20 protein-coding genes and 1 tRNA gene are annotated in these 21155 nt (G+C 66.3%); 12 read left to right on the top strand and 9 right to left on the bottom strand.

Annotated elements, in window-relative coordinates; translation table 11 throughout:
• Positions 1-85 precede the first annotated feature (85 nt).
• The 4 genes from OG975_RS32505 to OG975_RS32490 all read left to right on the top strand — a co-directional run bounded on the left by OG975_RS32505 (position 86) and on the right by OG975_RS32490 (position 2072).
• Positions 86-292: a hypothetical protein gene (locus OG975_RS32505; protein WP_406332876.1), complete on the top strand. Its 207-nt coding sequence runs from the start codon at positions 86-88 to the stop codon at positions 290-292.
• Entirely contained in the window at positions 276-791 is a 516-nt protein-coding gene (locus OG975_RS32500; RefSeq protein WP_406332875.1) for a DUF6879 family protein, read from the top strand. Before OG975_RS32505 ends, OG975_RS32500 begins: the two co-directional genes overlap by 17 nt.
• Positions 788-1621, top strand: coding sequence for a helix-turn-helix domain-containing protein (locus tag OG975_RS32495; protein ID WP_406332874.1), 834 nt, complete (start codon positions 788-790; stop codon positions 1619-1621). Before OG975_RS32500 ends, OG975_RS32495 begins: the two co-directional genes overlap by 4 nt.
• 301 nt (positions 1622-1922) lie before the next feature.
• Positions 1923-2072 carry a hypothetical protein gene (locus OG975_RS32490; RefSeq protein ID WP_406332873.1) on the top strand — a complete coding sequence of 50 codons (150 nt, stop codon included), beginning with the start codon at positions 1923-1925 and terminating at the stop codon, positions 2070-2072.
• Between the two features lie 119 nt (positions 2073-2191).
• Here OG975_RS32490 and OG975_RS32485 read toward each other — a convergent pair whose 3' ends face one another.
• Complete coding sequence (locus OG975_RS32485) at positions 2192-3424, bottom strand: phage major capsid protein (protein ID WP_406332872.1); 1233 nt, start codon at positions 3422-3424, stop codon at positions 2192-2194.
• Positions 3425-4504: 1080 nt separating this feature from the next.
• Here OG975_RS32485 and OG975_RS32480 point away from each other — a divergent pair.
• Both OG975_RS32480 and OG975_RS32475 read left to right on the top strand, forming a co-directional pair.
• Positions 4505-5107, top strand: a complete 603-nt coding sequence (locus OG975_RS32480) for a hypothetical protein (RefSeq protein ID WP_406332871.1) — start codon at positions 4505-4507, stop codon at positions 5105-5107.
• Positions 5108-6677: 1570 nt separating this feature from the next.
• Positions 6678-6749, top strand: a tRNA-Arg gene (locus tag OG975_RS32475).
• An 862-nt stretch (positions 6750-7611) separates the two neighbouring features.
• Here the strand turns inward: OG975_RS32475 and OG975_RS32470 are convergent.
• The 4 genes from OG975_RS32470 to OG975_RS32455 form a co-directional block, all read right to left on the bottom strand.
• Positions 7612-8172: a hypothetical protein gene (locus tag OG975_RS32470; RefSeq protein WP_406332870.1), complete on the bottom strand. Its 561-nt coding sequence runs from the start codon at positions 8170-8172 to the stop codon at positions 7612-7614.
• A gap of 372 nt (positions 8173-8544) precedes the next feature.
• Positions 8545-10011: a tyrosine-type recombinase/integrase gene (locus OG975_RS32465; protein ID WP_406332869.1), complete on the bottom strand. Its 1467-nt coding sequence runs from the start codon at positions 10009-10011 to the stop codon at positions 8545-8547.
• Positions 10008-10202 (bottom strand): helix-turn-helix transcriptional regulator, encoded by a 195-nt coding sequence (locus OG975_RS32460; protein ID WP_406332868.1) that lies wholly within the window; start codon positions 10200-10202, stop codon positions 10008-10010. The genes OG975_RS32465 and OG975_RS32460 overlap by 4 nt, the downstream gene beginning before the upstream one ends.
• Positions 10199-10861: a hypothetical protein gene (locus tag OG975_RS32455; RefSeq protein ID WP_406332867.1), complete on the bottom strand. Its 663-nt coding sequence runs from the start codon at positions 10859-10861 to the stop codon at positions 10199-10201. Before OG975_RS32455 ends, OG975_RS32460 begins: the two co-directional genes overlap by 4 nt.
• Positions 10862-11433: 572 nt before the next feature.
• Between OG975_RS32455 and OG975_RS32450 the strand changes: the two genes are divergently transcribed.
• Positions 11434-11733 (top strand): hypothetical protein, encoded by a 300-nt coding sequence (locus OG975_RS32450; RefSeq protein ID WP_406336797.1) that lies wholly within the window; start codon positions 11434-11436, stop codon positions 11731-11733.
• Positions 11734-11849: 116 nt separating this feature from the next.
• Here the strand turns inward: OG975_RS32450 and OG975_RS32445 are convergent, their stop codons facing one another.
• Entirely contained in the window at positions 11850-13262 is a 1413-nt protein-coding gene (locus OG975_RS32445; protein WP_406332866.1) for an FG-GAP and VCBS repeat-containing protein, read from the bottom strand.
• A gap of 67 nt (positions 13263-13329) precedes the next feature.
• Positions 13330-14757, bottom strand: coding sequence for an FG-GAP-like repeat-containing protein (locus OG975_RS32440; RefSeq protein ID WP_406332865.1), 1428 nt, complete (start codon positions 14755-14757; stop codon positions 13330-13332).
• Between the two features lie 202 nt (positions 14758-14959).
• Between OG975_RS32440 and OG975_RS32435 the strand changes: the two genes are divergently transcribed.
• On the top strand, positions 14960-15205 hold the full coding sequence (locus OG975_RS32435; protein WP_406332864.1) for a hypothetical protein: 246 nt from the start codon (positions 14960-14962) through the stop codon (positions 15203-15205).
• Positions 15206-15560: 355 nt separating this feature from the next.
• A complete protein-coding gene (locus tag OG975_RS32430) occupies positions 15561-16589 on the top strand; it encodes a DUF6215 domain-containing protein (RefSeq protein WP_406332863.1) in 1029 nt (342 codons plus the stop codon).
• Positions 16590-16786: 197 nt separating this feature from the next.
• Here the strand turns inward: OG975_RS32430 and OG975_RS32425 are convergent, their stop codons facing one another.
• On the bottom strand, positions 16787-17170 hold the full coding sequence (locus tag OG975_RS32425; protein ID WP_406332862.1) for a VOC family protein: 384 nt from the start codon (positions 17168-17170) through the stop codon (positions 16787-16789).
• Positions 17171-17175: 5 nt separating this feature from the next.
• Positions 17176-17325, bottom strand: a complete 150-nt coding sequence (locus OG975_RS32420) for a hypothetical protein (protein ID WP_406332861.1) — start codon at positions 17323-17325, stop codon at positions 17176-17178.
• Between the two features lie 43 nt (positions 17326-17368).
• On the opposite strand from OG975_RS32420, the gene OG975_RS32415 reads away from it, so the two are divergent.
• The 3 genes from OG975_RS32415 (at position 17369) to OG975_RS32405 (ending at position 21116) form a co-directional block, all read left to right on the top strand.
• The gene (locus OG975_RS32415) at positions 17369-18460 is read left to right on the top strand and encodes a hypothetical protein (protein WP_406332860.1); all 1092 of its coding nucleotides are present in this window, start codon (positions 17369-17371) and stop codon (positions 18458-18460) included.
• Between the two features lie 74 nt (positions 18461-18534).
• The gene (locus OG975_RS32410) at positions 18535-19395 is read left to right on the top strand and encodes a DUF3592 domain-containing protein (RefSeq protein ID WP_406332859.1); all 861 of its coding nucleotides are present in this window, start codon (positions 18535-18537) and stop codon (positions 19393-19395) included.
• Between the two features lie 185 nt (positions 19396-19580).
• Positions 19581-21116 (top strand): aldehyde dehydrogenase family protein, encoded by a 1536-nt coding sequence (locus OG975_RS32405; protein ID WP_406332858.1) that lies wholly within the window; start codon positions 19581-19583, stop codon positions 21114-21116.
• Positions 21117-21155 lie beyond the last annotated feature (39 nt).

Genomic DNA, 21155 nt, shown 5'->3' with positions numbered 1-21155 from the left:
CCTGAACGCATAGACGCCCATACGCGGCCCCTCGTACCGTCGTTCGCGACGGCCCAACCAGGGCCGCGAGTCTGGGGGTTTCGCTATGGCACGCGAGGAACTGACACGGCTCACCGGCAACGGAAACGGCGAGTGCGGCGAAGACGACTGCCCGAACGTCTACCGCACCGAGCGAGGGACGTTCGTCGTCCAGGGCGACGTGTCCGACGTCTTCAAGCCGCCTACCGGCGAGGGCCTGGTCGAGATCCCCGAGAGAGTTCTTCGGGAGGCTGTCCGTGCTCTTGGATGGTGACGAGTGGCGGGCAAGGTTCCGTGGCATCGAGGCGGAAGCCTGGCGACTGGAGACCTTGCCCCAGTACCTCGTACCGCAGGAAGCCGAGGAGATCGAAGCCTTCCGCGCGGGGAAGCGGATTGACCCGCGCACCTACTCGTCTTCCTACACAGAAGACTTGAAGCGGCTACGGGCCGAGGGGAAACGAAAGGGGCGCGTCCATGTCCTGACGCAGCCTCTCTCCGAGTATCTGAGGTTCGAGTTTTCGCGGTACTACGGCCCTCACGCCCTGGCCGGGGAAGACGTCCGCATCCTCGACGTGACAGGCCGGGGCAACCCCCTTCAGGGCGTCCAAGACTTCTGGCTCTTCGACCGGTCCACGGTCGTGCTCATGCACTACGAGAGCGACGGGACACAGGTCGGTCGGGAGCTGTACGAGGGCGATCCGGCCCCGTTCGTCGAGTACCAGCGGATCGCCGAAGCCGCGGCCGTGCCGTTCCTGGAGTACGTGAAGGAGTGACGTTCGAGCCCGAGCAGCTTGGGCAGACCAGCGAGGAACTGGCCTCGAAGCTGAGAGAACTACGCAAGCAAGCCGGCCTCTCCGGGGTCCGGCTTGCAGCGCGTTGTCACATGTCCCAATCGAAGGTAAGCCGCATCGAGAACGGCAAGGTTCGGCCGTCCCTCGTTGACGTCGAGCAAATCTTGAGAGCACTCGACGCACCGGCGCGCGTCATTGATGAGATCTCGGCTCTCACTCGGATGGCGAACACGGAGTGGCGCAACCTTCGCGAGTTGCGCCGGAAGGGGCTCGGGACGAGACAGGCGGAGTTGAAGGCGCTCGAAGCGTCCTCGACGCACATGCGTTACTTCCTGCTCTCGATGGTTACCGGGCTTCTGGCGACACCTGAATATGTGCGGGCGAGTGTTGCCCACTCGACGGCGGACACAGGGAAAGCCATTGCGGGAAAGCTCGAACGGCAAGCCATCCTTTATGACACAGCAAAGCGGTTCACGTTCGTGCTCACAGAGCAGGCCATTCGGTGGCCTGTCGTATCCCCGTTGGCCCTGGCCGAGCAAATGGACCGACTTTCTTCCTTGTCCTACCTTCCGAACGTACGTCTCGGGTTGCTGCCGGTGGGGGCATCCACGCCTACTACCCCTTTGAACACCTTCACCATCTATGACACTTCGCTCGTCACGATCGAGACTTCGGCCGGAAGTCTCGTCCTAAGGGATAGCCGTGATATCGACAGCTACCTACGCGAGTTCGCCAACTACGAAGAATCCGCACTCTTCGAAGAAGAGGCCAGGGCGAGGCTGTCACAGTGGGCTGCGCAATGCCGATCATGATCTTTAGTCGAGGACGCAAATAGTGCACGAAGCGGTGCACGCGGCGATGCATCATTGACCCCACGGAGAGAAGCCGCGGGGAAGGGTTATCGAATGGCGCAGGTCGTTTCGGAAGAGGAACAGACAACAGACGCGAGCAAGTGGGAATACGTGACCTTCGCTCCGAAGGGCGAAACGTGTCCGGCCTGCCTAAAGAAGATCAGGACTCTCGAACGTGTGCGCCGCGGGTCCATAGAGCGGCAGTCCGGCCCGCCGGTCACGCTCTATCTTCACCTCGAATGCCCGAAGGGATAGCGGGGCCATGTTCTGTCCGCCTGCCCCGTTCATGCCGATCACCATGCGCGCCGAATGGCGCCGCAAGCACCCGCAAGAGGACGCCCTCCCCAAGCATCTGCGGGAGCAGGAGGAAAAGCCCCGGCACGCCAGGGACGGCGAAGAAACACACGCCTAGCGGGTCGGTGAAGCCCCGCCAGTACGCCGATGCTGGTGGGGTCTCAAAGTGCCGGCCGTCCGATCACGGCAGCACAACGCAAAAAGACCCCCGCCGAAGCGGGGGTCTGTCTACGTGAATCAGGTAGCCGAAGCCTTGATCACCACGACCGCCGCGGGAGCGTCAACCGCAAGACCGGCCACACGATAGGTCGCACGGAAAGCCGTCAGATCCTTGTCGAAGCCGAAGTCTTCGGACACAGCCACCCGCACATCGGAACGCACACCGATGTGAATACGAGTCGGGTCGGCGACGATAACCGTCTTAGCGGGCAGATTCGCCGAGACATAGATAGGGAGTCCGAGACCGCGAGACGCGACAGGATCGGTCACCTGTCCGGCGAGGTATCCGCCGTTCGCCCCGTTCTCTCGGGCCTTGCGCAAACCCTTGGCCATGTCCGGACTACTCCAGATGACTGCCGGGGCTGCCCCAGCAGCTTCGATGTCTGAATAGGCATCGATGATGTGGTCCCAGGTGATCTGAGTGTTGCCCACAGAGAGGTTCACGGCCGTGCCCATGCCAGCCTTAGTGAGACCGGCGAGGGAAGCTGTCCCGGTGCCCTGGAACGCGTCCTTATCAACCTGAGTCGCGATGTTGCGAACCATCACGCCACTGATCAGGTTCCGCATCTCAAAGGCAGCATCATCGAGCACTTCGTTCGAAGCGCGGTACAGGTCTGCGTACTTGATCGGAGGGAAGGTCAGACCGGCGAAGGTCGCAGTTCCTTCGCTGATGGCCGCACCCTCAGCAACCACGCCCGGAGTGGTCGAGCTGGTCAGGTTCGGCAGCGTGAACACGCCACCGTCGAAGCGGTGCACGTTGATGCCCGGCACTCGCAGGAAGACGCTCGCCGCACGCAGGTGCTCAACATAGGTGTCGGCAGTCTTCGTGGGAACCGCGTACCCACCAGAGCCAGGAGAGCCCGTATTCAGCAGAGTTCGGAACTCGTTCCCGCTCGGGAGGATCGAGCGCCATGCGTCCGACTCACCGGGGAGCCCGGAACCCCCACCCGGCATAAGCACCCCGCCGGCCTTCTCGGCCAGGGCGCGAACCTCGGCCTCTCGGTCAGCTATCGCACGATCCTCGCGCGCATCAATGGCGCGCATCTCCATGTACTTCAGCGTCTCCGCGATCGAGTCGCGAGTCTCGGTCGCAGACGGACCGTTCTCGCCGTTCACGGCGGCCAGGATCTCAGTACGCGCCATGCGCTCTTCAGCCGGAATGGAATTGATGACGGCCGCGACCTCGCGGGCCGTAAGGCCGCGGTCCTCGGATTCAGCAGCATCAAAAATCTTACGAAGCTCAGGCTTCAAATTCTTCTCCTACGTCGGGGCCAGGTGGTCACCGGGCATGAAAAAGGGCCGCTCCGGCGAATGCCGTGCGACCCAATTGGTTTGGTTACTGGTTGGTGGCGTTCAGTTCGGAAATCCGTACTGCATCCTTCTCAGTTCGGCTCGTTGCTCATAGGCGAGCCGCTGTCGAGCACGCTTCGCCGCATCGCGGCATGTAGCACCACAGAATTTCGGCGGAGCCCCCGGACCGAGATCGCGGGTGAAGACTTCAGCGCATTGCCAGCAAGTCAAATCAACTGTCATTACTTCCTTTCTGAGGAAAGGCCACGACTGCGTGAGGGCATGAGAAAGGGCGCGACCCCCTGGCAGATGAAAGCCAGGAAGCCGCGCCCTACTCGGACCCGGAACCAGCATTTGAAGGAGTGACCATCCCTCGGCCCCGAACGCCTCGCGGCGTGCGGGAGTCGCAGCAACCCCCCGAAGAGGTTCCTACGTAGGTTAAAGACCGGTTAGAAACCGGGTTACATCACGTCCAGCATCCTCATTCGCTCGTACTGCTCATCCGGGGCGAGCGTCCCCGAGCCATCAAGACCACCCGTCAAGAGACAGTCTGCCCATGCATGTTGCTCAGACTCATAGACTTCCCCCCAGGGCGCGAGGAAAGCGCCCTCGGTCTCCAAGGAAGGCACCGACTCCACCGAAGCCGTAGGAGCCTCCCCACGGGCCTTAGCGCGCACTATGCGCTTACGTTCCCGCTCTCGGCCTTTAAGGCACTCAGGCGCCCCACAGGACGCCTTGACGTTCCCATTCCTGGCCCTAGCCAGCATCCGGGTACGGCAGTACGGGCACTTATTCACTATCGATCTCCTGTCTATGGTTGAGGACATCCGTCCCTCGGATGTCCTCAGGCATGTCCCTAGGCATTGCGCGCGAATACGCGCTCTGACGTGTAGATATGCTCCAATCTGTTGCCCACGCTGTCCGATGTCCTCAGGCACGCGCGCGAAGGGAAGGAGGCGGGTGCAGGGAAGGGCGTCGGATCCTTTCGGATCCCCCCTCCCTAGCCGAAAACCCCTTGACGGGGTCAGTACCGTGTACCGCATGGGCTGGTCGCTGGGGTACTTGAAGCCGTGTGAACCTCGACTGCTGGATGCGCTTTTCCTGTCAGCGGGCAGAGCGTTGCACCTAGCTAATTCGTTCGAGTCGAAGTGTCAGTACGTCTTGCGCATGGCGCATCTCGCCGAGGTCTCGCAAGCCGATCCCGTCCTAGGCCTTCAAGAGATGATCGCTAATCTGCCACCGGACAAGATGCTCGGGGGGACACTGCGAGACCTTTCGAATACGCGACTCGGCTCGCGACCCTCCGACTTCGATTTGCTTGACGGGGCCAGGAAGGCCCGCAACTTCATTGCGCACGAAGGTGCCAGCATCGGGAACGTAATGGATGCGAAGCGAGCCACTATCTTGAAGCACTCTATTCGGCTGCGCGAGGCTGTATCCGACCTCGCATCGGGGGACAACGTCGTATCGGCATGGGTCTTCCACATCGAAGAGCCGGACGATTATCTCCCGAGGGACCTGATGGACGCTTACCCAACGATGGTTGACAATTGGGTTTTCAGTCACTTCGGTGGACTGCTCGACCCTCCGGAACCGCCCGACGAAGACGTGCCGCCAGAGGCGGCCGAACCAGCAACGGCCTAGGCCGTTCTATTGCCTCGGCCGTGGTTGCCGGCCGAGCGGGCATTGTTCTACGGCTCCGACTCCTTCTCGGGAGTCGTTCGCTTCTGCCTTGGCCGATAGATACTCCCTAGGCTGACAAGCCGAAGGAGTCTTACTCCAGCTCTTCGCTCTGCTCCGCAGGCTTCGAGCTTTCTACCTTGGCTGGAGCTAGGCCCCGATAGGGAGCCTGGCTCTTTGCCCGCTCTTTCGATCGGCCAAGGGATAGCTACGAGCTTGCGAGTAGCTAACAGACCCCGAAGGGGTCTGTAGTTCTTAGTTACTAGTTACGTCTCACAAACCCGGAAGTTCTGAGACAGCGAAGGTGTAGTTGTGAGACAGCAAGACCGCTGTTATGAAACAGCGGCACTACTGCCCTATCTCACAAACCCCACTCCCGTGAGACAGGATGGCTACACAGGCAAGTAAGGGTTGTTGGCTAGTGCCGCTTGAAGAGCGGCATCATAAGACCCGTACTCCGGTTTCCAACGCTGCCCCCGCTCGACAGCCGGCCAGAAGAACACGGCTTGAGCATCCGGGGACAGGTCATTCCAGGTAGTCGCGTCCGGAGACCTCTCCGGCACAGCCGACATACGCGGCCCAGGATTGGCCACAGGGCGACTTTCGGGAACCCTCCCCTGTTTGGGTACGCGAGACTTACGAGGGGCGGCCTGGGGCGCCCCCTCGTCCTTCTCTCCAGGAATGGAGATCCGATAGACGGTGGCAACGCCCCGCGATCCCTCGCGGGTCACCGCCAGATAGCCAAGGGATACTCCAGAATTCAGCCAACGGCTGGCCTTCGACCGGTCGACACCGGTCGCTTCCTCTATCCGGTCGAGCGAGGGCCGTATTTCCTCACCCCAAGTACCCCAGCGAGTACCAACCGCTATAAGGAATCGCGCAAAATTGGGCCACGCATCTTTGCGAGTGAGCCTATGTGCTTTGAGTAGGTCAATCTCGGGAGGCCCGGCAGTAGCCAAGGCGAAAACCCATTGCCCGTGTCGATTCTTGGCCGCGTCGGAACGATCAGCCATAGTTACTTCACCCCGGCTTCTTCGAACGCGGTAGCGAGCCGCGCAGCCCAGGAATTCATGCCTTCATCGGAGCGAGGATCGGCCTTCACCAAAGTAAGCCACTCCTCTACCGACACCCCCCTAGGCGCCTCGAAATAGGCCCCCTCGAAGAAGATGGTTCGCGCGTTCATAATCCTCCCTGTTACTACACCAAGGCGTAGTGAAGCCCCGCAGCGCCCCATAGGGCGGCCGGGGCCGTCGTCGCCGTATTGGTCTAGGTGTAACCCGACAGGGGTGGCGGAATCAAGGATGGGCCGCCGCATAGCAGAAACACTCTGACGGTTTCAAGTATGGGAGTTGGCATATCATCTATTCCCTGACGGGCACAATGATGATGTTTAAGCGAGGAGAGTGAGAGCGTTTAAACGCCTTCCCTCTTCGGCTGTCTGTCTACGCTTCGCACACGGCTGAAGAGGCCGTGTGTCTTCTGTGTCTTGGGCAAGCGGCTTCGGCGCTGCCGCTGCTCAACAGGGCCGCTCGCGGCCCGTGCTACAGTCCGCACCACCAATCGGCCTCCGGAGCCGTGTGCGCAGGTTCGAATCCTGCCGGGGGCACTCGCCACACAGCCAGCAAGAATGACGCGCTGAGCTGGGCGGATGCCTAGACGAGAGAGCGGGAGTCAGTCTCACTGACTCCCGCTCTTTCTCGTTGCCTCTCACTGTTCGCGCACTATCTGCGATACACGCGACACGCCTCCGACACACTCGTCAGCCGTAGAGCGTGGCAGTATGCCGCGCCAACCGCGACGAGGGCGATGCGATGAACGACGGGTTGGCGGCCCTGCTCGCTGGTGGCTTCGGACTGATCGGCGCTTTGGCTGCGGCCGGCGCCGCTATGTGGGGTGCTCGAACAGGGGCAGTAAAGGGGCTCGAGGCAGCCCGGGCTCAGGTAGCAGGCCAAGAGCTTGCCGAGCATCGCCACTGGGCCCGAGAGCAACGCAGGCTGACCTTGATGGAAACAGTTGATCGACTTACGGACATGGATGCAGCCCTGAGCGTGGCTTGGGTAAAGCTCCTCATGGGCGAGGCACCTACCCCCGAACTACACGATGAGTTTGACGCCAGCCACAGGGCACTCATGCGTTGCACTTTCCGCCTGGGCGTCTGGGGGCCGAACGAGGCACGCGTGGTGAGTCAGGAGATTCATCGATTGGGAAGCCGCGTCCACGATGTGCGGATTCTCTGGGAAGGCGCTCTGCGTTCCGGGAATCCGACAGACTCTCTACAGGAGGACTTCCGGGTTCATAGGGCAACGCTCAACACACCGTGGGCGGATTTCCTCAATCAAGCTGGACGAGTCCTCAGGGAGCCGCTACAAGCCCCCTAGGAGTTGCCCTGTCGATTCCCGGACGGTGCGCCGACGGGAGCAGGATAGGGCGCCAAGTGGACAGTTAAGCCCCAAGGTCATGACCGCTCACTATCTGAACCATGACTCGATGTGACCAGCAAGGCCAGCCACAATCACTGCCACCGCAGCACCGAACAAGGCGAATAGGACACCCTGCCACCAAGCCAACCGGCCGATGCGCTTCTCGCTGCGCATCTGATTTTCCGTCATCATTTCATCCAGAGCCTTGGTCGCTTCCGCGCCAATCGTGGCAAGCCGCTCGCCGCGCTGTATCTGCTTGGTCAGTTCTTCAAGCGCATTCTGCCGGGCGGCGATCTCCTGCTGAAGCGTGGCGATGAGTTTCATTGCGTCCGCAAGGTAGTCAGTGGAGGCTTTGAGCGAGTCGCGGATCCGGTCGATGCGGCCGGTTAGGGATCCCTCTAGCGTCTCCTCGCGCTCCTTAGCGACGCCACGCGCGTACATCCACAGGCTGACAGCAATGGTGACGGCTATGAACAGGCACAAAAGCGCCGTGACAACATCCGTGCTTCGCAGATACCGATAGCCGTCCTCCCTAAGCATTCGATCACGTGCACCGGTGGGGTCACCAACGATGGCGGCGTGAACGTTGCTTACGACTCCCCAGATCAAGAGAGCTTCTACGCAAAGAAACGCGATCCATCCCCAGACAGAGACTGTTCGAATTAATCTTCAAATCCGGGCTATCAAGCTGAGGGGTGCTTGCCTCAGCAGTACAGGCTCCGCGTCAGACGTGGTTGTCATGACGCGGAGCGTAGCGGGAGCATCAGCGGGATGGTAGCGGCATTTACTGAACGCTGAGGAGGAACTCGGCATTAAGGGCGACAGGGGCGCTAAGCGGTTTCCCGCAAGGGGTGTGAGTTATCGGGTGAGGCTCATGATGTTGAGATCTCATGCGCAGCCAACAAGTCACCCGTCAATGAGTCACGGGGAACCTCCAGAGCGATCATTGCTAGAACGCCTCAGGGCGTAATGATCACCGTGCTAAGCCACGTCGCCGTCCTCACGGAGCGCCCTTGCGATCTTCGCGTTCGCGGCTTCCTCGTGACCGTCGATGCAGCCGTGATAGCGGCGGTGGATCACCTCTGGAGAGTTGCCGACCCGCCGGGCTACCTCAGCGATCGGTACACCGGCGTTCAACCACCGCGTGATGCACGCATGCCGCAGGTCGTACGGGCGCCCGGCGAGCGGCGATTCGACGCGGTCCGGCGGGAGAGCGAACAGTCGCGCTTCCTCCCACACGCGCCAGTACGTGGATGAGCCGACGACTCCCCCGCGCTCGTTCCCGAACACGCGCCCTTCCTTGGCGGTCCCGAACTCCTTCAGGTGGGCCCGGAGGATGGCGACCAGGACGGGCGGGATGGGGACCGGGCGGTCGGTGTCGGACTCACGAGCCTTCATCAGGCCCCGGCGGTCGTGCCGTTCCCCGGAGTCGGTCCACTGCTTGCCTGATACGGGGCGCGTCTCCCGCAGCGTCAGCGTGCCCCAACCCTCCTCCGGTAGGTGGCAGTCAGAGAGCCTCAGCCCGACCGCCTCAGCGGGCCTGAGCCCCGCGTAGTACAGGACCCCGTAGAACGCCACCAGGCGGCGCCCGCGGCTGCGGTCCCACGAGCCGACGTACGAGACGGCAGCGAGCAACTGGCGCCCCTGTACGGCGTTCACGAGCACGCGGCGGTCCACCACTCCACCGGACCTCACGCGTTTCCCACGGGCCCCTTGGAGCGGGTTCTCCAGGAGTTCCCCGACGGCAACTGCGTGTTCGAGGGCCGTGTTCAGGGCGCGGCGCCGCCGTCTGTATGTCTCCCCCGCCGCCGGGGTGCCGTCCAGCCGATAGCTGAGGCGGTACACCACGTCCTCGAACACCTCGACGTCCACCAGGTCGGTAACCGGCCTGTCCTCCGTCGTAAGCCACTCGTACGCGGCTTTCAGTTCGGCCGGCGGATCCTCCCCCGCGTTCGCGGGGACGATCCCCCATCGCAAGGCCAACCGCAGGTCCTTGTCGTCAGGAGCGTCGTCCCCGCGCTTCACCATGGCCAGTGCCACAGCCGCGAGCCCGTCCGCCATGCCCTCACGCGTCTTCGCGGCGCTCATCCGCCACCGCCCGGCGACGTACTTCCGGCAGAACTCGAACCACCGCAACGACGGCTCGGCCTCAGCCGCCGTTGCCACCGCTTCAGCCGCCGCGCGGACTTCGGACTCAGGCTGTCCGCTCGCGATCTCGAACGCTTCACCGCGGCGCATGGCCTGCCGGAGCTCCGAGCGTCGGCTTTCGGCGAGTGCCGACGTGGCGAATGTCGCGCTGCTCACCTTCCCGCCTACGACCCAGCGGAGTTGGTACGGACGCGCCTTCCGGTCGACCTTCGTGACCTTCCACAGCCGGACGTCGAGGGAGTACCCCGGCCGGGCCTCCCCGTGGGGGCGGAGAGCCGGGGTGACTTCGGTCGTGCTCACGCGACGTCCTCCCGCTCCGCAAGCCACCGCTCGTATTCCGACCTGCGGATGCGCACGTCGCCGTTCGGCAGCTTGATCGAGCGCGGGCCCTTCCCGAGCTGACGCCACCGGTAGAAGGTCGACGGAGCCACCTTCAGATCAGTGATGACCTCGGCGACGGTCCACTTCTCGTCCAGCGCGCGGGCACTCATACCGCCGTCCCTTCGGCTTCGGTCGACCCGGACAGCCCGGACAGCTCCAATTCCGACTGTCCGGGTTGTTCGTGCTGGTCAGAGGGGTTAACCGGACAGTCGGACAGTGCGGACACCTCCAGGACGCCCTGTGTCCGGGTCTCGGTGTCCGGGTAGTACCGGCCGCTGGCGTCCCTGGTGAGCTGTCCCGCCTCGGCCATGCGGGCGCAGGTTCGGCGGATCGTGTCCATGTCGACGTGCGGCAGCTCGCCTGCCATGTCCCTGGGCTTCGCACCGGGATGGGCACGGACGTACCGGAGGATCGCGGCTCGGGTGTCTCCGACGGTGTGGTCGGTGGCCGGGCCGTCCAGCAAATGCCAGGCTCCGGAGGCAGGTTGGAAGCTGAGGGCGTACTCGGCTTCGTCTACGTCGCGGCCGGTGACGTGCAGGATGCCGTCCGCCTGCCCGCGCGCCCGCTTCAGAACGAGTGTTGCGTCCGCGGCTCCTGCGATGCCGTTGGTGCCGGAGACCTCGGTCAGGAAGTCGTCGGAGCCTGCCTTGCGGACGTGGTGGACCAGGACGACGGCGATGCCGTAGTGGTCCGCAAGGCGCTTCGCGTAGCCGACGGAGACATAGTCCGCGTCGTACGCCGATACGCCCTGCGGGGCCTGCCCGCGCATCTCGGCGAACGCGTCAAGGGCGCATTGCAGTATGGGTGTCCGCCTTGACCGGATTAGGGACTCTCCTGGCCGGGATCGGGGCGTTGGTCGCCGCAATCCGTTGACGGTTTCGCCGGTGCAGCCCGTCACCCCACTGGCCTGCACCTGCCGAACAAGGGAAACCCGGGAGCGTCGCGCTGAGTGTCTGACTGCGTGACAATGTCAGCGGGCAGCGACAGACCAATGTGCGCCCGCGCACTGTTGCAGCAGGCCAGATGCTCACCAGCCCAAGGTCGGGGCGCTACCCAAGTCCTTCGGGATGAAGCATCGCTGAACCCGCCGGCGCGTACCCGGAGGGCAACGCGAACGGATACCGCGCTGTAGTTGGCTGGCGCGAGATCCGAGTTACCCCTCAACAACCGTGCAGTTGCGCGACACGCCTCCGACACACTGCGCGCCAAGCTACCGCCCCTGATTAGCTCCGCAGCAGGTCAGACGGCACGTAGGGCTGAAACAGCGCAATCACTCCGGAGTTGTGTGTCCGGGCCGTCTGTGGGCCGTCGAACGGCGGCCCACAGTGACTGACAACGACCGTGGACGACGGGTCCATCGCAGGTCACCGCCACCCCGCCGCGAGTCATCGAGTGCTGCCTCAGGGTGAACAACTTCCTGCGCAACAAGTCGCCCTCGAGCTCGTCCACTCGACGACGTCTGAGCGCTCCGCCGCCGCCAAAACCAGCTGTACCGACATCCCCCGCTTTGCGCAGAACCACAGCGGAAGCGAACACTACCCATTTGACCTGCGAATCTACGGCGAGGTGCCCGAGGAGCGGGCGCGCGCCGCGCGGGCCTCGGACGGGCAGCTTCCCGAGCTGCTGCCGCTGGTGGACTGAGCGCGGGCCGGGCGGCCGACGGGCCGGACGGGGCCCCTTCCGGAGGGCGGTGGCGCGTGGGGGCCTCGTGCCCTACGACTCGCCACCGCCGCCCGGGGCTGTCCCGAAGGGACGGGTCAGCGCGCCAGCCACGAGCCGAACACGACGCCCTTCTCCAGCGCGCCGAGCGCCTTGGGGCCGAACGACGTGATGCCGGTGACCGTCAGGCCGCCGGCCGCGCCCCGCAGGTGCCAGGCGGCGCCGGAGTCGGCGTAGGTGCCGTCCTCCAGGGGCGCGGTCGCCGTCAGGTCGGCCTTGCCGTCCTTGTTGGTGTCCGACAGCAGGACCTGGCTGCCGAACTTGTCCTCCTTCTCGGAGGCGCCGGGCACGCCGGTCGTGGACTGCTGGAAGGCCTGCGCCCCCGTGCCGGTCAGACCGGTGCGGGAGCCCTTGAGCAGCACCGTGCTCCCCGCGTCCGCGACCGACTCGATGTCCTCGCCGGGGATGCCGACCGCGACGTCCGCGTAGCCGTCGCCGTTCACGTCGCCCGCGCCGATCGAGGAGCCGAACTCGTCGCCCTCCTCGCCGACGCCGGGCACGCCCGCCGTGTCCTGCGTGATCTTCGCGGTGCGGGTCGTCGAAGGCCCGTCCGCGGTGCCGTACTTGATGAGGATCGTGCCCTTCTGGTACGGCATGTCCTCGAAGTTGTTGCCGATGTCGCGGACGATCAGGTCGCCGTAGCCGTCCTTGTCGACGTCCGCGATCGCCCCGCCGACGGAGGCCGCGAGCGGCTTCGGGGTGGTGTTCACGCCGTCCTTGCCGCCGGCCCAGAACTTGCTGCCGTACGCCATCTCCTCGAAGCCGTGGTTGGAGACGATGTCGTCGGCGCCGTCGCCCGTGATGTCGCCCGTGACGAAGCCGCCGGGGCCGAAGGTCCGGCTGGTGGCGACCGCCTGGGTGCTCGCGGCCTTGCCCTCGCGCGTGAAGGGGCCGTAGGAGATGAGCATGCCCTGGTCGTCGTTGTTGGGGTCATCGCTGCGCGGGAAGTCCACCGTGACCAGGTCGCGCTTGCCGTCGCCGTTGAAGTCGCCGGCGGTGACGTGCCCGCCGTTCCAGGGCAGCTCGGCGCTGCCCTGGCCGGACAGGCCGGCGGCGGAGCCCCACAGGACCACGGCCTTGCCGTCGTAGCCGTTGACGACGAGGTCGGTGTACCGGTCGCCGTCGAGGTCGGCGGCGGCCGTCTCCTGGCCGAAGCGTCCGCCGCTCTCCGGGTCGCCGGGCACGCCAGGGGTGGCGCGGCCGAAGGTCTTGGCGTGCGCGGTGTCGGGGCCCGACGCGGAGCCGTAGACGACCGTCACCTGGCCGGGCGTCGTGCCCTCGTAGCCGCCGACCGCGGAGAACACGAGGTCGGCGTACCCGTCGTGGTTGAAGTCGACGAGCGGCGTGCGCGGCGGCACCGGCGCGGCCGAGGCCGAGCCGGCGGCGGCGACGAGCACGAGGGGAGTGGCGAGCGTGGTGACCGCGAGGGCGGCCGTGAGGGAGCGTCGCACTGATCCTCCAGAAGGGAGAAAGACAGAGAAAGACAGGAAAAACAGAAGGCGAGAGAGGGGGAGGGGGTCAGCCGCCGAGCGTGTGGCCGAACTTGGCGTCCTTCTCGGGGGCGCCGAGCTTCACGGGGCTGAGCGTGCCGGCGCCCGTCGTGGTCAGGCCGCTCGCGGAGCCGTAGAGGTTCCACAGGGCGCCCGAGTCGGCGAAGGCACCGTCCTCGCCGGGGGCCGTCGCGGTCAGGTCCGCCTTGCCGTCCTTGTTCAGGTCGGAGAGGCTCACCTGGCGGCCGAAGTCGTCGCCCGACTCGGAGACGCCGGGCACGCCCGCAGTGGACTGGTTGTAGGCGATCGCGCCCTTGCCGGTCATGCCGCCGGCGGCCTTGGACGCGCCCTTGAGCAGGATCACCGCGCCGGTACCGGTGGCGGCGTCGAGGCTCTCGCCGGGAACGCCGACCGCGACCTCCGCCTTGCCGTCGCCGTTCACGTCACCGGCGCTGAGGGACGCGCCGAAGGCGTCGTTCGCCTCACTCGCCCCGGGAACCCCCGCGGTGGCCTGGGTGATGACCTTCTTGCGCGTGTTGCTCGGCCCGGTGGAGCCGCCGTACTGGATGGTGATGCTGCCCGGGGCGGAGTCGATGACCTCGGTGACGGAGCCGATGTCGCGGGTGATCAGGTCGCCGTAGCCGTCGCCGTCGACATCGCCGACGGTGCCGCTGTACGCCGTGCCGAGGGCCTTGGAGGTGTGGCCGACGCCGGTCCTCGACCCCTTCCAGAAGCGGGCCTCGTGCTGCATCTCCTCGAAGCCGTGCGTGGTGACGATGTCGTCGACACCGTCGCCCGTGAGGTCACCGGTGATGAAGGAGCGCAGACCCGAGGGGCCGTCGTCCGTGGTGATGCTGTCCTGGGTGCGCGTCTTGCCGTCGCGGGTGAACGGGCCGTACTGGATCGTCATCCCGGAGACGTCCGGGTCGTCGCTCGGGTCGGAGTTCACGACGAGGTCGCGCTTGCCGTCGCCGTTGAAGTCACCGAGGGCGAACTCGGAGTACCGGTACGGCAGAACGGTGTTCTGGCCGGTAAGGCCGTCCTTGGAGCCCCAGAGCACGGTCGGCTCGCCGTCGTCGCCGCCGCTCGCCACGAGCAGGTCGGTGTACGAGTCGCCGTCGAGGTCACCGGGGAGCGTCTGGACACCGAAGGCGAAGGTGCCCTGGAGGTCGCCGGGGACGCCGGGCGTGGCCCGGCTGATCATCTGGTGGCGCGCCGTTCCGGGCCCGGAGGCGGTGCCGTACACGACCGAGATGTAACCGGCCTTCTCCACACCGCCGACGGTGCCGAAGGGCGCCGCGACCGCGAGGTCGGCGTGTCCGTCGTGGTTGAAGTCGGTCATCGGCGTGCGGGGCGGCACGGGCGCGGCCGACGCCGTGCCGGAGGTGGCGTAGAGCGCGAGGGGGGTCGCGAGCGCGGTGACGGCGATCGCGGCGGTGAGAGTGCGGCGGGGCACTGTGCCTCCTGTGCGGAACGTGTGTGACGTAACGGGAGACGGACCACTTCGAGTGAAGGTTGTACACCGCAGGAACTCCGTTGCGAGATGCGGACGTTCCATCGAGTACGGCGGCCGTTCACCTCGCGACCGCCCAGGCGCGCGACACTGGCCCGCGGAGCGAGGCCAGGGGAGGGGCGGGATGGCGCGGGCGAGGATGTCGATGCAGGAGCTGATCCGGCGCAGGCGGCGGGCGGGCTTCGTGGGCAGACGCGAGGAGCTGCGGGCGTTCCGGGAGAACTTCGACCTGCCGGTGGACGACGACCGCCACCGGTTCCTGTTCCACGTGCACGGCCCGGCGGGCGTCGGCAAGGCCCAGGTCGTGGAAGATCGTCCAGCCCTCGCCGATCAAGACCTCGACCAGCTCCTGATTGCAGCGCTGTTGGCACTTCGTGTGAGTGGCGTGTGAGATTCACCCACACACGATCAGGCGAAGCCGTTTCCACAGGTCAGGTGGGCAAATGATCGTACGAGGGGCAGTGCCCTCCGGAGCCGTGTGCGCAGGTTCGAATCCTGCCGGGGGCACAGAAGCCGGACCAGCGCGATCGACTCGCTGACCAGCCAAAGTGCCAGACATTGAGAGCCGGACCCAGTCCTACTGGGTCCGGCTCTTTGTCGTTGGCTCAGCCTTTGCACCCGCTGTCGTCCCGATAGCCGATCTCGGGATCGTCGGCTTGGCGTCTCTTGCTCGGCAGGCCCTGCACGTACCCGGAACTGTGGCTTCCATCATGGCGCATGTGATCTTGTCCTGGTGAGATCGCCGGATGCTCGGTTTCCTCATCCGTCTCCTGCCGTTCTGGGTCCGCGAGCCCCTGCTCATCGCGGTCGGGTCCGTTCTCGGCGTACGGATCATGTATCTCGCCGTCCGCGATCAGGATCGGGTCGCGGCCGGTCTCGGCGTGGTGTTCCTCGTGTTCACCGCCATACGCGTCCATGCGGTGATCCGGGCCCTGCGCGCACGCCGGAACCCGAGTCCGACAGCCTCCGCAGACGGGGCGGCAGTCGATGCTGCCGCCCAGCCTCAGACCCAGGCCCAGCCCCAGCCCCCTGCCCAGGCCGGAACCGGGCCGCGTCCGAGCCCGCACACTCCGGAGAAGGATCACAACCCATGGAGCCAGGCCGTCGCGGCCGTGGCCGTGTTCGGGGCACTCGCGGCCGCGGTGTGGTTGGGCCCACGCTTCATGCCGGCCGACGACAACACACCGCAGCCCGCCTCGTGTTCGGACGGGGCACACGAGGAGCTTCCGAAGGCCTACAAGGGCACGCCCCGGCCTGTGACCGGTGAAGAGCTGTGCAAGGCGCTCAACCGGCCAGACCTGGCCAGGGTCCTTGGAACGCCGGGAGAGACCGCGACCACTGCTTCCGGCACCAACAACACCGCCCCTCTGACTGATGGGAAGGTCGCCCAACCGGAGGGCGAGGTCGCGTTCGACACGTACACCGTGAATGTCTCGGCCACTTACAACAAGCTGTCGATCGACCAGTACGTGAAGCTGATGAAGTTCGGGGAAGAGACGGACATCAAGACGCTTAAGGCTCTCGGTCGGCCCGCGGTCCTCTCCTCGGATCACACCATGAAGATCGAGATCGATCTCGGGAGTGGCGGATCCGGCGGACCGGTCGAACAAGGCCCCCTGGCCAGAACGCTGTCCGTGGCCCTGGACCGTCATGACCGAGGCGGCTACTGCGAGATCACCGTGTGGAGCCAGTCCGGAGCCCTCCCGAACGACAGCGTTCTCCTCGACATCGCCGAGAAGGTTCTTCCGAAGATCCCCGAACGCACTGTCCGATGAGACGCCGAAAACATCTCGGTTATCCCCTGCTCGGGCAAGGGGTTGCACAACGCGCAGTGCCCACCGCGTACGGCGGTGGGCACCGTGCATGACCGTCAACCGGGGGTGAGCCTCGCTCACCTGCGGTTTCAGCCCCAGATGTCGTAGTACTGGAAACCGTTGCCGACCGAGACTCGTGTACTGAAGATCTCGCTCATTCAGAGCGGCTGGAGCCGGGTGCGCAGGAGGCAGAATTCGTTGCCTTCCGGGTCGGCCAGGACGTGCCAGCTCTCGGTGCCTGTCTGGCCGACGTCGGCGGGCCTGGCGCCGAGGGCGAGCAGCCGTTCCAGCTCGGCGTCCTGGTCGCGGTCGGTGGCGTTGACGTCGATGTGCAGGGGGAGCTTCCCGGTCCGCGGGTCGGTGCTGGGGCTGAGGACGAGGGTGGGCTGCGGGCCGCCGAAGCCGGCGTCGGGCGGCCCGATCTCGATGCTTCCGTCGTCCTCCCGGCCGAGTTCGACGTAGCCGAGGACCTCGCTCCAGAATGCGGCGAGCCGGTCGGGGTCGGCGCAGTCGATGACCAGCTCACTGATGCGGCATGCCATGCGCGTCAGTGTACGTAGACCTTCTTGCGGTACTGCGGCGTCACCTTCTGCTGGGTGCAGCCCATGTACTTGACGGTGTGCCAGTTGGCCCGGGGCAGCAGGCCGGTGACCGTGATGGCCTTGAACAGCGTGGATGTGGGCTCGTAGAAGGTCACTTGGGGCTTCCGGCCGGCACCTGGTCCCGGCACAATCACCCGCATGACGATCACTGCGAGCGCGCCGCCGACGCACCGTCATCCGGTGGCCCTCGCACGAGGATTCCTGACGGGCGGCGTGATCGGGACGTCGCTGGCCGCTCTTGTCGTCGGCGTCGTCATCGAGAGCGTGCCGCTGTTCGTCACGGGTCTGGGCCTGCCCGTGGTCTACGGACTGCTCTTCCTCCTCGCCGGTATGCCGCGGCGTGCCCGGGAGGCGGCCGTCGTGCCCCGTACGGCTCTCGCGATGATCGAGAGCCTGGAGGCCGTCGGGGGTGAGTCGAGCGACGTACCGGTGCGGTTCGATCTCACCGTCGCGCCCGAGGACGCGCCGGCGTACCGCGTCGAGATCACGCAGGACATCAACCTCGTCGACCTGCCCGATTACCGGCCGCGCGGCATCCTGGTGGTCCAATATCCGCCGGACCGGCCGTGGCGGGTCAGGATCGTGAAGCGGCCGACGCCGGAATGGGAGGACCGGGCGGCCGGGGCCCGCCTCGACACGGCGCCCGGGTCGGCCATGGTGAGCGGGCCCCCCGAGGGCTGTGCCTTCGGCTTCGTCGCGCTCCTCGGCCTCCTGCTCGGCGCGGCTGCCGTGATCCTGCTGTTCCGCGCGGACCTGTTCGACCAGGACGCCACCGCGCAGCCGCCCTCCTCCTCGAAGCCTTCCGTCTCCTCCACGTCGTCCACGATGGTCGTGTCATCGGGGTCCGGCACGGTCGCCCTCGGCCCGGACCAGTCGTTTCTCGACAAGGGCGAGCTGCGTCGGGCCATCGACACGCTCACCAAGGACAAGGATGCGCGCCGGGCACTCACCGTCGTCGTGCAGGAACGCCTGCTGACGGTGGTGTTCGCTCCCACCGGCACGCAAGCCCCGCGGTTCGACCCGCGTTCCCTGCCCTACGGACGCATCCCCGCCCTGGTCAGGGAGGCCAAGACCACCCTCGGCAGCCACTCCCCGGGGACCTGGCAGCTCACCGCCGACCGCCTCACCGGCTCGCTCACCCTCAGGGTCGGCGTGACCGGCGCCGACGGCACGGCCTCACTGGAGGCGGACGGACGGGGAAAGGTGGTGCGGCGTACCCCGGCACGCTGACCACGGAGCGGACCTGACCGCAGAGCCGAACGACGTGTTCCGTATGACGTTCCCACGTGACAGGAAGAAAGCGCATGGGCTGGCACGAATATCTGGCGTTGTGGTGTGGGGTGTTCGGCACGGTGGCGCTGCTCGGCTACGGGCGGTCGCTGGCCGGGGTGACCCGGGCGCAGCGGACGGTCCGTGTCATGGGCCGGATCGAGCGGATACGGGAGCCCCTGTACGGAAGCTCCGCCAAGGACGGGATAGACGTGGTCGTCTTCTTCCGCGACCCGTCCACCGGGCAGGAGCTCACCGTGACGAACGACGGTGAGCACGGCGAGAGGGTCACCACAGCCTGGACGGGCCGGGAGATCGGCATTCACTACCCGCCCGGGAGACCTCATGACTTCCGGTTCACCAGCGACCTCTGGGGAGGCCGGCACGGACGCGGCTGGCCGAACTTCGCGGTCTTCCTGATCTACGTCGGACTGGTCGTCGTCGCCTCGATCGACTGGGGCTGGCAGTGGTCCCTGTTCGGCTTCGGGGTGCCCTGGACCGTCTCCGGCGTGTTCTACATACCCCAGAACGCACGCGAGGCGAGCCGTCGTATCGACACGCTGACCTCCGCGCCCCCCGTCGAGGGCCGCGTCATCGCCGTACTGAAGGACGTCAGCACCGACGAGGACGGCCACACCTCCACCACTTACACCCCGGTCGCCACCTTCACCACCCACGAGGGCGCCACCGTCACCGCCTACTGCACGTCCAGGCTGCCGGACCCCGCCGCCTCGTACGGCCGCACCCTCACGATCCACTACTCCCCCGACGACCCGGCCGTCTTCACCCCGAACCTCGCGAGCGAACACCGCTCCCGGACGCTGGACATCGCCCTCAGCGTGCTGGCCCTTCTCATCGGAGTGGCGGCGGTCGTCGTGGGAGCGGTCACGCTGTGACACCCACGCCCGAGAGACGGCGTCTGCGGCTGGGTTGCCTCGTGCCACCGCGAGATCGGAGGTCGATTTCCTGGCGGGCGCGCTGAGGGAGTTGCTCGCGCCGCAAAGGTTGCTCTTGCTGGAAGAGTTGCCGGGGAACCCATGGGAAGTGCCGGGAAACGCCTGAGAGCTGATGAGGAGTCACCATGGTTACGACAGTCAGCAGGACCGACGACGTCCGGGCCAGGGCCGAGGCCGCGCTGGCGCGCTGTGGCGTCGAGCTCGGCGCCGTCAAGGGCGATGCCCTGGCCGCTCGTACGCCGATCACCGGTGCGGAGCTGTTCGGGCTGCGTGCCGACACCGTGGAGGGCGTCGATCGGGCCGTCGAGGCCGCGCACGCGGCGTTTCTCGGGTGGCGGAGTGTGCCGGCGCCGGTGCGGGGCGCGCTGGTCAAGCGGTTCGGGGAGCTGCTCGGCGAGCACAAGGAGCAGCTCGCCGACCTGGTCACCGTCGAGGCCGGGAAGATCCGCTCCGAGGCGCTCGGCGAGGTGCAGGAGATGATCGACATCTGCGACTTCGCGGTCGGTCTGTCCCGGCAGCTCTACGGCCGCACCATGCCCTCCGAGCGTCCGGGGCACCGGCTGATGGAGACCTGGCACCCGCTGGGCGTGGTCGGCGTGATCTCCGCGTTCAACTTCCCGGTGGCCGTGTGGGCGTGGAACGCCGCGGTGGCCCTGGTCTGCGGTGACACCGTGGTCTGGAAGCCCTCCGAGCTCACCCCGCTGACCGCGCTGGCCTGTACCGCCCTGCTCGACCGCGCCATCGCCGAGACGGGTGCCCCGGCCCACCTCAATCAGGTCGTGCTCGGTGGGGCCGATATCGGCGAGCGGCTCGTCGACGCGCCGCTGGTGGCGTTGGTGAGTGCGACCGGTTCGACTCGGATGGGGCGTGCGGTGGGGCCCAGGGTGGCCGCCCGGTTCGGCCGCAGCATCCTGGAACTCGGCGGGAACAACGCGGCCGTGGTGACTGCCTCGGCGGACCTCGATCTCACCGTGAACGCCGCCGTGTTCGCCGCCGCGGGCACGGCGGGGCAGCGGTGCACCACGCTGCGCCGGCTGATCGTGCACGACGACGTCGCCGACGCCGTCGTGGAGCGGCTCACCGCCGCCTACGGACGGCTGCCGATCGGCGACCCGTTCCAGGAGTCGACCCTGGTCGGGCCGCTCGTGAGCGAAGCCTCGTACGCCAGGATGCGTTCGGCCCTCGACCGCGCCGTCGAGGAAGGCGGCACCCTGTGCGCGGGCGGCGAACGGCAACTCGCCGAGGCGGCACCGGGCGGCTACTACGTCCGCCCCGCCCTCGTACGCATGCCCGCGCAGACCGCCGTCGTCCGCGAGGAGACCTTCGCGCCCATCCTGTACGTCCTCACCTACCGCGACCTCGACGAGGCGATCCGGCTGCACAACGACGTACCGCAGGGCCTGTCGTCCGGGATCTTCACCGCCGACCAGCACGAGGCCGAACGGTTCCTGGCCGTCGACGGCGCGGACTGCGGGATCGTCAACGTCAACATCGGTACGTCGGGGGCGGAGATCGGCGGCGCGTTCGGCGGCGAGAAGGAGACGGGTGGCGGCCGCGAGTCCGGCTCCGACGCCTGGCGGGCGTACATGCGGCGCGCGACCAACACCGTGAACTACTCGGGGCGGGTGGCGTTGGCGCAGGGGGTGGACTTCTCGCAGTAAAGAGCACGCCTGTCCTGTCCGAGCGGCGCCCTCTCATGC

The sequence above is a fragment of the Streptomyces sp. NBC_00203 genome, assembly GCF_045206325.1.
Taxonomy (GTDB): Bacteria; Actinomycetota; Actinomycetes; order Streptomycetales; family Streptomycetaceae; genus Streptomyces; species Streptomyces lutosisoli.
Note: the sequence above shows the minus strand (reverse complement) of the source record. Positions and strands in the feature narration are given on the sequence as shown.